The 13908-nt window shown below is 71.5% G+C and carries 16 protein-coding genes; 5 read left to right on the top strand and 11 right to left on the bottom strand.

Annotated elements, in window-relative coordinates; genetic code table 11:
- Window positions 1-72: 72 nt before the first annotated feature.
- Genes O7600_RS15605 through O7600_RS15585 form a run of 5 tightly spaced genes read right to left on the bottom strand, consistent with a single transcriptional unit; the run spans window position 73 to window position 5767 of the window.
- On the bottom strand, window positions 73-1086 hold the full coding sequence (locus tag O7600_RS15605; protein ID WP_281588048.1) for a glycoside hydrolase family 43 protein: 1014 nt from the start codon (window positions 1084-1086) through the stop codon (window positions 73-75).
- Window positions 1083-1907, bottom strand: a complete 825-nt coding sequence (locus tag O7600_RS15600) for a carbohydrate ABC transporter permease (RefSeq protein ID WP_099163567.1) — start codon at window positions 1905-1907, stop codon at window positions 1083-1085. Before O7600_RS15600 ends, O7600_RS15605 begins: the two co-directional genes overlap by 4 nt.
- A 10-nt stretch (window positions 1908-1917) precedes the next feature.
- Window positions 1918-2880, bottom strand: coding sequence for a sugar ABC transporter permease (locus O7600_RS15595; protein ID WP_281588044.1), 963 nt, complete (start codon window positions 2878-2880; stop codon window positions 1918-1920).
- 6 nt (window positions 2881-2886) lie between these two features.
- On the bottom strand, window positions 2887-4218 hold the full coding sequence (locus tag O7600_RS15590) for an ABC transporter substrate-binding protein (RefSeq protein WP_281588042.1): 1332 nt from the start codon (window positions 4216-4218) through the stop codon (window positions 2887-2889).
- A 37-nt stretch (window positions 4219-4255) separates the two neighbouring features.
- Window positions 4256-5767, bottom strand: a complete 1512-nt coding sequence (locus O7600_RS15585; protein ID WP_281588040.1) for an alpha-N-arabinofuranosidase — start codon at window positions 5765-5767, stop codon at window positions 4256-4258.
- A 150-nt stretch (window positions 5768-5917) separates the two neighbouring features.
- Here O7600_RS15585 and O7600_RS15580 point away from each other — a divergent pair, with 150 nt between their 5' ends.
- Window positions 5918-6925 carry a LacI family DNA-binding transcriptional regulator gene (locus O7600_RS15580; RefSeq protein WP_099163570.1) on the top strand — a complete coding sequence of 336 codons (1008 nt, stop codon included), beginning with the start codon at window positions 5918-5920 and terminating at the stop codon, window positions 6923-6925.
- A gap of 28 nt (window positions 6926-6953) precedes the next feature.
- On the opposite strand, the gene O7600_RS15575 is transcribed toward O7600_RS15580, so the two are convergent.
- From O7600_RS15575 to O7600_RS15565, 3 genes are all read right to left on the bottom strand, one after another.
- On the bottom strand, window positions 6954-7679 hold the full coding sequence (locus O7600_RS15575) for a methyltransferase domain-containing protein (RefSeq protein WP_099163571.1): 726 nt from the start codon (window positions 7677-7679) through the stop codon (window positions 6954-6956).
- Between the two features lie 539 nt (window positions 7680-8218).
- The gene (locus tag O7600_RS15570) at window positions 8219-8536 is read right to left on the bottom strand and encodes a hypothetical protein (RefSeq protein WP_091569484.1); all 318 of its coding nucleotides are present in this window, start codon (window positions 8534-8536) and stop codon (window positions 8219-8221) included.
- 38 nt (window positions 8537-8574) lie between these two features.
- Window positions 8575-10212 carry an ABC-F family ATP-binding cassette domain-containing protein gene (locus O7600_RS15565; protein ID WP_281588033.1) on the bottom strand — a complete coding sequence of 546 codons (1638 nt, stop codon included), beginning with the start codon at window positions 10210-10212 and terminating at the stop codon, window positions 8575-8577.
- 85 nt (window positions 10213-10297) lie between these two features.
- On the opposite strand from O7600_RS15565, the gene O7600_RS15560 reads away from it, so the two are divergent.
- The 3 genes from O7600_RS15560 to O7600_RS15550 all read left to right on the top strand — a co-directional run bounded on the left by O7600_RS15560 (window position 10298) and on the right by O7600_RS15550 (window position 11828).
- A complete protein-coding gene (locus O7600_RS15560) occupies window positions 10298-11068 on the top strand; it encodes an ROK family protein (RefSeq protein WP_099163573.1) in 771 nt (256 codons plus the stop codon).
- Window positions 11069-11154: 86 nt separating this feature from the next.
- Window positions 11155-11517: a tetratricopeptide repeat protein gene (locus O7600_RS15555; protein WP_281588030.1), complete on the top strand. Its 363-nt coding sequence runs from the start codon at window positions 11155-11157 to the stop codon at window positions 11515-11517.
- 56 nt (window positions 11518-11573) lie between these two features.
- The gene (locus tag O7600_RS15550) at window positions 11574-11828 is read left to right on the top strand and encodes a Smr/MutS family protein (protein WP_013288724.1); all 255 of its coding nucleotides are present in this window, start codon (window positions 11574-11576) and stop codon (window positions 11826-11828) included.
- A 19-nt stretch (window positions 11829-11847) separates the two neighbouring features.
- On the opposite strand, the gene O7600_RS15545 is transcribed toward O7600_RS15550, so the two are convergent.
- A complete protein-coding gene (locus O7600_RS15545) occupies window positions 11848-12297 on the bottom strand; it encodes a GNAT family N-acetyltransferase (protein ID WP_281588028.1) in 450 nt (149 codons plus the stop codon).
- An 82-nt stretch (window positions 12298-12379) separates the two neighbouring features.
- Here O7600_RS15545 and O7600_RS15540 point away from each other — a divergent pair, with 82 nt between their 5' ends.
- A complete protein-coding gene (locus O7600_RS15540; RefSeq protein ID WP_281588026.1) occupies window positions 12380-12703 on the top strand; it encodes a hypothetical protein in 324 nt (107 codons plus the stop codon).
- Window positions 12704-12859: 156 nt separating this feature from the next.
- On the opposite strand, the gene O7600_RS15535 is transcribed toward O7600_RS15540, so the two are convergent.
- Entirely contained in the window at window positions 12860-13597 is a 738-nt protein-coding gene (locus O7600_RS15535; RefSeq protein ID WP_281588024.1) for a hypothetical protein, read from the bottom strand.
- Window positions 13594-13905, bottom strand: a complete 312-nt coding sequence (locus O7600_RS15530; RefSeq protein ID WP_281588022.1) for a hypothetical protein — start codon at window positions 13903-13905, stop codon at window positions 13594-13596. The genes O7600_RS15535 and O7600_RS15530 overlap by 4 nt, the downstream gene beginning before the upstream one ends.
- Window positions 13906-13908 lie beyond the last annotated feature (3 nt).

The following is a 13908-nucleotide window of genomic DNA, read 5'->3' as shown; positions in this document are numbered from 1 at the left end:
GGCCCCTTCTTAACACCGCGGTGTTAAGAAGGGGCCCTTCCTTTACCGGAGGCGTTAAGAGGGGGCCCTTCCTTACGGGCGGGGCTGCGCGGACCCGGTGGGGCCCTTGAGCACCGGCTTGCCGTCGGTCCACACGATCTCGTCCAGCCACACCTGCCGACCCGGCTCGGTGGTGCCCTCCTGCCCCGGCGGCCAGGCGTGGTAGATCAGCCAGGTACGCCCGTCCTTCTCCACCATCGAGGCGTGCCCCGGCCCGGACGCCACGTCGTTGCTCTTCAGGATCGGGTTCTCCGGCGCTTTCACGCACGGCCCGGCCGGCCCCTCGCACACCGCGTAGCCCTCGGCGTAGGTGTCCTTGTCGTACGCGTTGGCGGCGAAGAACAGGAACAGCGTCCCGTCGTGCCGGTGCAGGAACGGCCCCTCGATCAGGGTGCCCTCCCACGGCTCGGTCTGCTTCAGCAGCTTCGCCGCCGGGCCGGTCAGCCGCAGCCCGTCCGGGGAGAGGCGCTGCGACCAGAGCCAGGTGTCCACCCCGATCGCGTTGCCGTCGTTCTTCCACAGCAACCACAGGCTGCCGTCGGTGTCCGGGAACGGGCTGGCGTCGATCGAGCCGCCCAGGTCCGCCTGGCAGACCAGCGGCCCGGCGGAGTCGTCGGCGTACGGGCCGAGCGGCGTGCTCGCCACTGCCCGGCCCAGGCACTGCCGGCCGGAGGCGCGGTCGGCCACGGTGTAGTAGAGGACGAACCGGTCCGGGGCGAGCTGGATCACCTCGGGCGCCCAGGTCTTGCCCGCGTCCGCCCAGTCCGGCAACTCCGGCAGCGCGTCGCCGGCCGGGGTCCACTCGACCAGGTCGGGTGAGGTGAGCACCGGGACGTTACGCCCGCCGGCGTTGGTGTGGAACAGGTACCAGGTGTCGCCGACCCGGATCGCCTGCGGGTCGGGGGCGTCGCTGCGGACGACCGGGTTGGTGAACACGCGTGCGCCCTCCGGCGTACTCGACGGGGTGGGTCCGCTGTCGCAGCTGGCGACGAGCAGCGCGGCGGCCAGGGCCGCCGCGCCGCGTCGCCGGAGTCGCCGGCCGGTCATCCCTTCAGGCCGCTGCGGGAGACGCCCTGGATGACGTGACGTTGCGCCAGCACGAACAGGATCAGCACCGGCACGCTGGCCAGCATCGCGCCCGCCATGATGACCGGGTAGTCGGTCACGTACGCGCCCTGGAGCAGGCCCAGGCCCGCCGGCAGGGTCAGCCGCTCCGGGCTGAACAGCACGTACACCGGCCAGAGAAAGTCGTTCCAGTTGGTGAGGAACGACAGCACCGCCAGCGTGGCCAGGGCCGGCTTCGACAGCGGCAGCAGCACCTGGCGGAAGATCTGCCACTGGTTCGCCCCGTCCAGCACCGCCGCCTCCTCCAGCTCGGCCGGGATGGAGAGGAAGAACTGGCGCAGGAAGAACACCCCGAACGCGCTGGCCGCGCCGGGCACGATCACCACGGTCAGCGTGTCGATCCAGCTCAGCCGCTCGGCGATGATGAAGTTCGGGATGATCAGCGAGGTCGGCGGGAGGAAGAGCGTGCCGACGATCAGCGCGAACAGCACCTTGCGGCCGCGGAACCGCATCCGGGCCAGGGCGTACGCGGCCATCGACGCGGTGACCAGCACCAGCAGCGTGTGCAGGGTGGCCGCCAGCATGCTGTTGAGGAACCACCGCAGCACCGGGTTGGCCGCGTTGTTCAGGATCTGGTCGTAGCCGTAGGTGGAGAACGGGTTCGGCAGCCAGCCCGGCGGGACCTGTTGCGCGTCGTCGTAGGTCTTCACCGAGGTCAGCAGCATCCAGACCAGGGGAGTCACGAAGATCGCGGTGATCAGGAGCAGGACGGCGTAGCGCAGCGCCGGACGCAACTTCGACATGGCGGTCCCCTCAGTCTTCCCGGTAGCGGAACAGCCGGAAGTTGACGACGCTCACCACCGCCAGCATCAGCGCGAAGAACACGCTCATCGCGGCGGCCCGACCGGCGTCGTAGTCGCGCAGCCCCTCGTCGACGATGCGCCAGACCACGGTCCGGGTCTGTTCGCCCGGCGCGCCCTGGGTGATCAGGAAGGCCTGCCCGAAGACGTTCGCCGAGGCGAGGATCGTGGTGGTGAAGACGAAGAGCAGGACCGGGCGCAGGCCGGGGATGGTGACGTGGCGGAACCGGTCCCACCCGCCGGCGCCGTCGACCTTCGCCGCCTCGTACAGCTCGGCCGGGATGTCCTGGAGGCCGGCCAGGTAGATCACCGCGTTGAACCCGCAGGTCCACCACACGGTCACGCCGACCAGGGACACCCAGGCCCACGGCACGTCGGTGACCCACGGCGTGTCCGCCGGCAGCCCGACCGCGCCGAGCAGCCGGTTGACCAGGCCCAGGTTGGCGTCGAGCAGGAACCGCCAGAGCAGGCCGATCACCGCCACGCCGAGCACGTACGGGGCGAAGAACGCGGCCCGGAAGAACGTGCGGCCGGGGAACGAGCGGTTGAGCAGCAGCGCCAGCCCCAGCGGGACGACCACCAGCAGCGGCACCGAGAAGAGGGTGAAGATCCCGGTGGCCCGGAAACTGGACCACCAGTCCCCGTAGATGGCCGAGTCGCTGGAGAACAGGTCCTGGTAGTTGTCCAGCCCGATGAACGGCCGGTTGGGCAGCTGGAGGTCCCACTGGTGCAGGCTGATCCAGACCCCGAACAGGATCGGCGCCAGGCCGAAGACGCCGAACAGGACCAGGTACGGCGCGAGGAAGAGGTACGGCGTGGCCCGGTTGCCGCGTTCCGTCGCGCCCCGGCGGCGGGTACGCCCCGCCGGGGGCGGCGCGCCGTCACGCGCCGCCCCGACCTCGATCACGTCCGCCACGACGGATCAGTTCCCGTACTTCTTGCGGTTGTCCTCGAGCTGCTTGTCGGCCTTCGCCACGCCGTCGTCCAGGGCCTGCTTCGGCGACTTCTTGCCCAGCGCCGCCTCGTTGAAGGCGCTGTAGAAGGTCAGCATCGTCTCGCCGAGACCCGGGGCCGCCGGCGGGAACGCGGCGTACTCCAGCTCCGGCGCGAGCGCGTTGACCTCGGTGAGCGCCTTGAACTCGGCGCTGTCCCGGACCGCCTTGCGGGCCGGCACCTGGCCGCCCTTGGCCCAGTCCAGCGAGTGCTGGCTCAGCCAGTTGATGAAGACCTTCGCGCCGGAGACCTTGTTGTTGTCGGCGCTGCGCTGCTTGACGATGGTGAAGTTGTGCGAGTTCGCCCAGGCGGCCTGCTGGGTGCCGATCTGGGGCAGCGGGGCCACGCCCCACTCCACGTTCGCGCTCTTCTTCAGGTCGTTGATCTGCCAGATGCCGTTCCAGTTGAACGCGTTCTTGCCGCTCTTGAACGCCAGGTAGTCGGCGTCCTGGCCGACGTTGGCCGGAGAGTGGCCCTGCTTGATCAGGTCGACCAGCCAGGTGCACGCCTCGACCGCCGGGTCGGAGTTGAAGGTCGCCTTCGCCACCTCGTCGTCGAAGAGCTTCCCGCCCCACTGGTGCAGCAGGCTGTAGAACGTCATGCCGCCGGTGAACTGGAACGGGCTGACCCAGAAGCCCTGCACGCCCGACTTCTTCAGCTCGGTCAGCGCGGCGGTGTACTCGTCCTTCGTCGCCGGCGGCTTGTTCGGGTCCAGGCCGGCCTTCTGCATGACGGCCTTGTTGTAGTAGAAGCCGAGTGGGTGCATGTCCAGCGGGATGCCGTACCGCTTGTCGTTGTAGAGGCCGCCCTTCCAGACCGTGGGGGCGAAGTCGCCCTCGCTCAGTTCCAGGGCCTTGGCCACGTCGTCCAGTTCGCTGATCGTGCCGCGGGCGGCGAACGTGGCGAGCTGGTCCATGTGCATGACCGCGATGTCCGGGCCGTTGCCGCTGGAGACCGCACCGGGGAGCTTGCTGTAGTAGTCCTCCCACTGGTAGGTGATCACGCTGACCGCGATGTTCTGGTGCTCGCTGTTGAACTGCTGCACCAGGGCCTTGAAGATGTCGCCGTCCCCGCCGGTGAAGCCGTTCCACAGCTTGAGGTCGACCTTCGGGCCGGTGTATTCCTTGCCGCCGTTGCCGGCCGCGCCGGACGTGCCGGAGCTGCTGCCGCCACCGCATCCGGCCAGTGTCAGCGAGGCCGCCGCGCCGAGGCCGACACCGAGGCCGAGCAGGCGCCGCCGGCTCATCTCGTTCTGGATCATGCTCACTCCTTGGGGGACGGGATGAAGTATTTCCTGGTCACGACTGCGGGGCGAACCGCAGCAGGTTCCAGGAGGTGGCGGGCAGCGCCACGGTGCAGCGGCCGCCGTCGAGGGTGGGGGTGGTGAGCTCCCGGGGCGTGACCCGCTCGGGGTCCGTCTCGGTGTTGGTGGCGGCGGGGTCGGCCCCGGCCGCGACTGTGGTGTGCGCCTGGGCGTGCAGGCCGGGCAGGCCGCGCAGGTCCATCTCGAGCGGGACGTCGTCCGGGCCGCGGTTGACCGCGAAGACGGCCAGGCCGCCGGTCTCCTCGTCGTGCACGGCGACGGTGTCCAGCACCGGCACGTCGCCGTACCGGCTGGTCTCGTAGGTCGGGCCGACCGGCTCGGTGCGCAGGACCGTGCCGCGCGCGTACCGGGCGGTGAGGGCGAACGGGTGGAAGATGCTCTGCCGCCAGGCGGGGCCGCCGGTGCGGGTGCGGATCGGGGCGATCACGTTGGCGAGCTGCGCCTGGCAGGCCACACCCACCCGGTCGGCGTGCCGGAGCAGGGTGATCAGCAGGTCACCCACCACGACCGCGTCGACCGCGGTGAAGTCGTCCTCGATCAGCGCCGGGGCCTCGACCCAGCCGCGCCGGTCCAGGTCGGCCTGGAGGCGGGACTGGTACCAGACGTTCCACTCGTCGAAGGAGATCTTCAGCTTGCGCTTCTGCCGCAGCTTGGCGCCGACGTGGTCGGCGGTGGCGGTCACCTCGGTGATGAAGGCGTCCATGTCGACGGCGGAGGCGAGGATGCTGGCCCGGTCGCCGTCCGAGGGGTCGTAGTAGGTGTGGGCGGAGATGTAGTCGACGTGCTCGTAGGTGTGCTCCAGCACGGTCGCCTCCCACGACGCGTACGTGGACATCTGCCGGTTGGAGCTGCCGGAGGCGATCAGGCTGATCGACGGGTCGATCATCTTCATGGCGCGGGCGGTCTCGGCGGCCAGCCGGCCGTACTCGTCGGCGGTCTTGTGCCCGACCTGCCACGGCCCGTCCATCTCGTTGCCGAGGCACCACAGCCGCACCCCGTACGGCTGTTCGGCGCCGTGCTTGCGGCGCAGGTCGGACAGTTGGGTGCCGCCCGGATGGTTGGCGTACTCCAGCAGGTCGCAGGCCTCGGCCACGCCGCGGGTGCCCAGGTTGACCGCCATCATCGGCTCGACCCCGGCCTCGGCCGCCCAGGTCATGAACTCGTCCAGGCCGAACGCGTTGGTCTCGATCGTCTTCCAGGCCAGGTCGAGCCGGCGCGGACGGTCGCCCACCGGCCCGACGCCGTCCTCCCACCGGTAGCCGGAGACGAAGTTGCCGCCGGGGTAGCGGACCACCGACACGCCCATCTCCCGGGTCAGGTCCAGCACGTCGCGCCGCAGGCCGCGCGGGTCGGCGCTCGGGTGCCCCGGCTCGTAGACCCCGCCGTAGACGCAGCGCCCCATGTGCTCGACGAAGGAGCCGAAGAGCTGTCGGTCGGCCGGGCCGACCCGGAACGCCGGGTCGACCGTGAGCTGCGCGTTCGGCACGGGTGCCACCTTTCCCTCGGTGCTGTCGCCGGGTGACCGCGGTCACCCGTGTCCCTGGTTTCTACAACGTTGTAAGCAACGCTGTAAAGAGGTCGTTACGTCGTCGTGACGCGGTAGAGTGCGGCCAGCGTTCACCGGGGAGGAAGTTCAGTGCGGCACAGGCTCAAGGACGTGGCGGAACGGGCCGGCGTGTCGGTGAAGACCGTCTCGAACGTGGTCAACGGCTACCAGCACGTACGCGCCGACACCCGGGCCCGGGTCGAGGAGGCCATCGCCGAACTCCACTACCGGCCCAACCTCTCCGCCCGCAATCTGCGCAAGGGGCGCACCGGCGTGATCGCGCTGGCCGTGCCCGAGCTGGACATCCCCTACTTCGCCGAGCTGGCCCGGCACGTGGTCACCGCCGCCGCCGAGCACGGCTGGACGGTGCTGATCGACCAGACCGGCGGCGGCTCCGAGCAGGAACGCAAGGCGGCCAGCGGGATCGGCGACCACATGATCGACGGCCTCATCCTGAGCCCGCTCGCGCTCACCGCCGACGACCTGGCCGCCCTCGACGGACTGCCGATGGTGCTGCTCGGCGAGCGCGTCGACCACGGCCCCGCCGACCACGTCATGGTCGACAACGTGGCCGCCGCCCGGGAGATCACCGCCCACCTGGTCGGCCTCGGCCGTCGCCGGATCGCCGCGATCGGGTCGCAGCGCACCCCCGAGGGCGCCAGCGCCCGGCTGCGCCTGGCCGGCTACACCGCCGCCCTGGCCGAGGCAGGCATCGCGTACGACGACAGCCTGGTGGCGCCCGCGCCGGCCTGGCACCGCGCCGACGGCGCGGCCGCCATGCGGCACCTGCTCACCTCCGGGGTACGCCCCGACGCCGTGTTCTGCTTCAACGACACGCTCGCGCTCGGCGCGTTGCGCGCCCTGCACGAGGCGGGTCTGCGCGTGCCCGAGGACGTGGCGGTGGCCGGCTTCGACGACATCGAGGACGGCCGCTTCTCGATCCCGACGCTGAGCACCGTCGCGCCGGACAAGGAGCGGGTCGCCCGGCTCGCGGTGGAGCTGCTCGCCGGCCGGCTCGGCGCCGACCGTGAGGCCCCGCCGAGGGAGCTGGTCGCCCCCCACCGCCTGGCCCTCCGCGAATCCGCCCCACCCACCTGACCGCACCCGCCGGGGTAGGTGGTTGGGGTCAGTCGAAGAAGCGGGCCAGGTGGGAAAGGGGTGGGGCGGGGGCGTCGGGGGGTAGAGGGGTGAGGTCGGCGAAGACGGAGGCGCCGTCGCAGCCGACGTGCAGCGGATACCAGCGCGGGGTGCCGGGCGGGCGCTGACCGCAGATGCCCTTGAACGTCTGCACGTCGAGCAGGCGGACGTGGGTCGGGTCGGCGACCGCGTTGACGTGCCGCCACCAGGGGCTCATCACGTGCAGCACCCCGCCCGGTCGGAGCACCCGGTGGCACTCGTCGAACAGCGGCAGGAAGTCGATCAGGTGCTCGACGATGTGCACCGCGAAGAACACGTCGACCGAGTCGTCGCGCAGCGGCAGTGAGCCGGCGAGGTTGGCGACCGCGTTCACCCCGGGCGCCGGATAGATGTCCAGCCCCAGGTTGCCCGGCCACTGCTTGGTCGCCCCGCAGCCGAGGTCGACCACCACCGGCGGCCGGCCGGCGACGCCCACCCGGCACCACACGCCGAGCACCCCGGACAGCCGGCCGATCATCTCCCGGACCAGTCGCAGCTCCGCCGGGTCGGCGACCTCGCCGGTCAGGTGTGCCACCCCCCGGTCGAAGCTCACCTCCACGGTCACTCCGCGCAACCGCTCGTCGTGCCGGGCCATGTCGGCCCACGCCTCGGCGAGGAAGCCGTCGGCCTGTCGGAGCCGCTCACCCGAGAGCGCGGCCTGCCCCATCGCCACCATGTGCCACCTCCGGCGGCGCGTTACCCCCAATTCGCCCCGATACACGCCCACCAGGCACTGCCGACCGATGCCCGGATGCACCCGGGCCGTCACCAACCGCGCGAGGAGCCGCCCGGCCGTCCGACCCCGAGCGCGACCGTAGGCCCCTCCGCCGCGCCCGCATCACCGGGCGTCGGCTTACCCGTCCGGGCCTGCCGCGCCGACGATTTCCTCCAGAGGTGGTCTGCCCGGCCGGGTGCGTCGCGCCGACGAGGGCCCTCGACGCTGTTTCCTCCCGGCGGCGGCTCGCTCGCCCGGGTGCGTCGCGCCCACGAAGGCATCCCCCCTGACAACGATATGACTCAGAGTCATAAATATGACCAGGAGTCATATCGCTCCCGGGGCCGGTAGTCACCCGCCGGCCAGCACGAGCCGTTTCCGCATGCGCACTCCCTCGCCCTCGACGATGACCAAGGAGTTTGTGTCGAGAGCGGCCTGCCCCGCTGACGCAAACTCCTTGATCACCGCCGGGACGGGGGAGCGGAAGGGAGGGGAGGGGGTCAGGTGGGGAGGGTGCGGCGGGGGGTTCGGGAGCCGCGCATGCGCTGGCGAGGTTGGGCCGGGGCCGTCTTCGGGCGCTTGAGGTGGTAGCGGTGCAGCTCGGCGTTGCCGGGCAGCGACGGGTCCTCGCTCATCGCGACCAGCTCCCAGCCCTGGTCGCCGGCCCGGTTCAGGTGGGCCAGCGCGGTGTCGCCGTAGGGCGTCACGTCGATCATGGAGCCGTCCGGGCCGTACCAGATGAAGACGATCTCCCAGCCGGTGTCCGTGGTCGCGGCCTGGCGGCGGCGGACCAGCAGCGCGTACTCCCACTTGAGCATGGGCTCATTGTGACCCCGCGCGCGCCGGTCGGCACGGATCAATCCTCGGCGATCCGCCCGTCGGCCACGCGCAGCCGCCGGTTCACGCTCACCGCGTCCAGCATCCGCCGGTCGTGGGTCACCAGCAACAGCGTGCCCGGGTAGGTGGCCAGCGCCGACTCCAGCTGCTCGATCGCGGCCAGGTCGAGGTGGTTGGTCGGCTCGTCGAGCACCAGCAGGTTGACGCCGCGCCCCTGGAGCAGGGCCAGCGCGGCGCGGGTCCGCTCGCCCGGCGACAGCGTCGCCGCCGGCCGCAGCACGTGGTCGGCGCGCAGGCCGAACTTGGCCAGCAGCGTCCGCGCGTCCGCCGGCGCGAGATCTCCTACGGCGGCGCCGAACGCGTCGAGCAGCGGCTGGCCGCCGAGGAACAAGCCTCGGGCCTGGTCCACCTCGCCCACCACCACACCCGGCCCGAGCGCGGCGTGGCCCTCGTCCAGCGGCAGCCGGCCCAGCAACGCGGCCAGCAACGTGCTCTTGCCGGAGCCGTTCGCCCCGGTGATGGCCACCCGGTCGGCCCAGTCGACCTGGAGGTCCACCGGGCCGAGGGTGAAGCCGCCCCGGCGTACCACCGCTCCTCGAAGCGAGGCCACGACGGCGCCGGCGCGGGGCGCGGCGGCGATCTCCATCCGCAGCTCCCACTCCTTGCGTGGCTCCTCGACCACCTCCAACCGCTCGATCAACCGGGCGGTCTGCTTGGCCTTCGCCGCCTGCTTCTCGGTGGACTCGGTCCGGAACTTGCGGCCGATCTTGTCGTTGTCGGTGGCCTTGCGCCGGGCGTTCTTCACGCCCTTCTCCATCCACGCCCGCTGGGTCCGGGCGCGCGCCTCCAGGTCGGCCTTCGTGTCGGCGTACTCCTCGAACTCCTCGCGGGCGTGCCGACGTGCCACGGCGCGCTCCTCCAGGTAGGCCGCGTAGCCGCCGCCGTACTGGTTGACCTGCCCCTGGTGCAGGTCCAGCTCCACGATGCGGTTCACCGTGCGGGTGAGGAACTCGCGGTCGTGGCTGACCAGCACGGTGCCGGCGCGCAGCCCGGTGACGAACCGTTCCAGCCGGTCCAGCCCGGCCAGGTCCAGGTCGTTCGTGGGCTCGTCGAGCAGGAAGATGTCGTAGCGGCTGAGCAGCAGCGAGGCCAGCCCGGCGCGGGCCGCCTGCCCGCCGGACAGGCCGGTCATCGGGTGCTCCAGCTCGACGTCGAGACCCAGCTCGCCGGCGACCTGCGCGGCCCGCTCCTCCAGATCCGCGCCGCCGAGGTCGAGCCACCGTTCCAGAGCGGTCGCGTACGCGTCGTCGGCGCCGGCCGCCCCGGCGGTCAGCGCCTCGGTGGCGACGTCCAGCGCGGCCTGCGCGTCGGTCACGCCGGTACGCCGGGCCAGGAAGTCCCGGACCGTCTCACCGGGCCGGCGCTCCGGCTCCTGCGGCAGGTAGCCGACCGTGGCGGTGGGCGGGTTCAACGCCACCGAGCCCTGCTCGCGGGGTTGAAGGCCGGCGAGCGTCCGCAGCAGCGTGGACTTGCCGGCGCCGTTGACCCCGACCAGGCCGACCACGTCGCCGGGCGCGACGACCAGGCTCAGGTCGGAGAAGAGAAGGCGGTCACCGTGGCCGGCGGTGAGATCCTTGGCGATCAACGTGGCGCTCATCAGGGAACCGAGCCTACCGGCGGGCGCATCCGGATTACCGTGACCCGCGCTCGGGGCGACGCTCGTCTGAGGGAGACTCACAGCCGTGGCGACCACACTGGCGATCGACTGCGGGGGCGGCGGGATCAAGGCCTCCGTGCTGGACGCCGCCGGGACCATGCGGGCCCGACCGTTGCGCGTGCCCACGCCGTACCCCCTGCCCCCGAGCCTGTTCGTGACGACGCTGCTTGATCTCGGCGCCCGGCTGCCCGCGGCGGACCGGCTCACCGTCGGCATGCCCGGCATGATCCGGCACGGCGTGGTGGTGGCCACCCCGCACTACGTGACCCGCTCCGGGCCGCGCAGCCGCGTCGACCAGGACCTGGTCGCGGAATGGTCCGGGTACGACGCGCGCGGCGCGCTGGCCGAGGCGTTCGGCGTACCCGCGCTGGTGCTCAACGACGCCGAGGTGCACGGTGCCGGCGTGGTCGCCGGCACCGGCTGCGAGCTGGTCCTGACGCTCGGCACCGGGCTGGGCAGCGCGCTCTTCGACGGCGGGGTGCTGGCTCCGCACCTGGAGCTGTCGCACGCGCCGGTGCGCTGGAACACCACCTACGACACGTACGTGGGGGAGCCGGAGCGGCGACGCCTGGGCGACGCGTTCTGGTCCCGGCGGATCCGGCAGGTGGTGGACGGCCTGCGGCCGGTGTTCCGCTGGGACCGGCTCTATCTCGGCGGGGGCAACTCGCGGCTGATCCGGCCGGAACAGGTGGCGCGGATGGGGGACGACGTCGTGGTCGTCCCGAACACGGCCGGAATCGTCGGTGGTGTCCGGGCCTGGGACCTGGTGGGCGACCGGTACGACCCGACCCCCTGATCTTCACCCCGTGGAACACTCGCGCTCGCGCCGGTGTTGTGCCAGCGTCGGACAAAGGGCTGACGCGACACGAGGAGGTGGGTCGAGTGGACCTTCTGGCGGAGTACCGGCGGGCGACCATGTTCTTCGACTCCGGGGACCCGACCGGGGCGGCCCGGCTGCTCGAACCGATCATCGAGGCGGAGCCGGACAACTCCTCGGTCCGTCAGCTGCTGGCCCGGGCGTACTTCCAGTCGGCGCAGCTCAACCGCGCCGAGGAGCAGTTGCGCGAGCTGGTCGACCGGGACCCGAGCGACCACTACGCGCACCACGTGCTCGGCCGCACGCTGGAGCGGATGAACCGGCCGGCCGACGCGCTGCGGCACCTGCGGATCGCGGCGGCCATGTACTCGACGAACGCCGACTACACCACGGCCCTGCGCCGGGTGGAGGGCAAGGTCGGTCGTTGAGCCCCGTCGAAGGGCAGCCCGGGTGGGCTGCCCTTCGGCGTACCTAGGATGGACTGGTGAAGCTGAAGCTCGATCTCCACGACATCTACAACAAGGGCCACGACATCGATCGCGCGCTGCGCGGGATCATGGACGAGGCCGTGGCGAAGAAGGCCACGCTCGTGGAGATCATCCCGGGTAAGGGCTCCGGGGCGCTCAAGAAGAAGGTGCTGCGCTTCCTCGACCAGAAGGACGTCAAGCAGCTCTACCACCGGGTCGAGAAGGATTCGAAGAACTTCGGCCGCCTCTTCGTCCACTTCCGCTGGAAGTAGCCTGACGGCCGCTCGTGCGTCAGAGGTCGCGGACGGCGACCGTCTGGCCGCCGCTGCGCTCGCCGGTCGGCCGGAAACCCAGCTTCAGGTAGAACAGCTCCGGTCCGCCGGGCCTGGGCTCCCAGGTGACGTACGCCCGGTCGCCGCCCCGGGCTTTGATCTCCGCGCACACCGCGTCGACGGCGAACCGGCCGTAGCCGTGGCCCTGCGCGTCGGCCGCGATGTTCAGCCGCCAGAGTCCGGCCCGTACGTCGTCCGGGCGGTCGTTCCACGCGATGTCGAAGAACGCCATCAGGAAACCGACGAGCCGGTCCCCGTCGTAGATCACCCTCGGCCAGGCGTGCTCCGGGAAGACGTACGCCTCGGCCAGCGACTTGACCACCGGCGCCACCAGGTCCTCCTGGTCGGGGCGCACCGACAGGCCGAGTGCCGCCTCGTAGTTGTCGGGGGTGATCGTCTCCAGCCGCATGCGGCGCAGCGTAGCGAGCGGGTGTGCCCCCGGCGACCGGGTATCTCTGGACCGCGTCCGCGCAGCCGGCGATCATGCTCGGATGGCTGGGTTGATTGTGGAGATCCACGTTCCCCTGGTGCCGGGGGGTCGTACCGCTGACGCGTACCCCTTTCCCTGGATCGACGACGTCGAGGCTCTCCTCGGCGACCTGGAGGAGCAGGGGGAGATCGAGGTGATCGACGAGGGCGAGGAGTGCGACGACGTCTACGTCTTTGCCGTGGGCGGTGCCGACGAGGCCGGCCTGCTCGCCGCCGCGTCTCGGGTGGCCGCGCTTGACGGCGTGCCCGGGGGCGCGTTCGCCGTGGTCACCGACGACGAGACGGATGAGATCGGCCAGGGGCGCCGGGTGAACCTCGCTCGCTGAGAGTTGACGACGAACGTAGGCCCCGCGGTTCCGGCCGGGAGAGAGCGCGGGCGAACAGGCCCTCACCCGCGATCCCGGACCTGCCGACCTCGACGTCGGGGTGGAGCCGTCGGGCCCATGCCACATGCGACGACCATGGCCCGTTTCGTCACTCGATCAACCGGCGGCGCCGCGCAGGTGCGTGAGCAGGCGCCGGTACTCGACCGGCGTGCCGATGGCGGGGCGGTGCTGCGGGTGGGCGACGTAGTGGCTGATCACGGTGGTGAGGAAGCGGCCGTCGACGCTGTCAACGGGCAACCTGGCGCGGCCCACCACCAGGCCGTGACGCCGCACCAAACCGGGGTTCGCGATGGTCAGTGGGAGCCGCATCGGCGACCGGCCGTAGTCGTGTGGCGTCTCGGTGGCCGGCCGTGCCTCCCACGGGACCGTGCGCGACCCGAGAAGCCCGACTACGTGTACGCCCTCCGGGTCCAACCGCACGTCGTGCCCGCGCCACGTCGCCCGGACCAGCAGCGCGATCAGCGAGAGCCAGAGCACGCCGACGACGACGTCGATCGTGGTGTCGATGCCCGCCTCGGCGGAGCGCAGGTACGAGCCGACGGTCGTGGAAGCCTGCCCGAGGAGCCCCAGGGTGAGCAGGACGCGCCACCCCGCCACGGGCGGGGTGAAGGCCGGTGGTCGCGGCGACACCACCAGCGCGGCGGGCCGGTTTCCCAGCGTGATGATCGCCAGGACCAGGGCGGTCAGGGCGAGGGCGAGGACCGGGAGGAGCACCGCTCGCGCCAGGTCGGGCACGTACCCCATCGCGATGGCGTTCCCGCCCGCCACCAGCAGGCCCACCGTCAGGACGGGACGTCGGTGCCGCGCCACGACCCCGGAGATCGTGTCGATCACGTGGGTGACCCTAGCGCGTGGCGTCCAGTCCGCTGATCGGCCGCGAGGCTCGTGATCGACTTCGCTACGCCGAGGTGACGGTGTCCGTTGGACCGGGACGCCGCCACCTCGGCGAACTGGTGTCGATCAGGCGGGGCGGCGACCCGGCAGGCCAGGTGGCTGACGCCGGTGCCCTCGACCACCCGGAACAGTCCCTCCAAGTCAACCGGGGCGATCCCCAGCCCGAGGAAGAACGGGATCCCGTCGCCGAGCAGCACCAGCACCAGGTCCACGTGCACCTCGTCGAGCGGCCGTTCCTCGACAACCACACC

The sequence above is a fragment of the Micromonospora sp. WMMA1998 genome, from assembly GCF_027497375.1.
GTDB classification, from domain to species: Bacteria; Actinomycetota; Actinomycetes; order Mycobacteriales; family Micromonosporaceae; genus Micromonospora; species Micromonospora sediminicola.
Note: the sequence above shows the minus strand (reverse complement) of the source record. Positions and strands in the feature narration are given on the sequence as shown.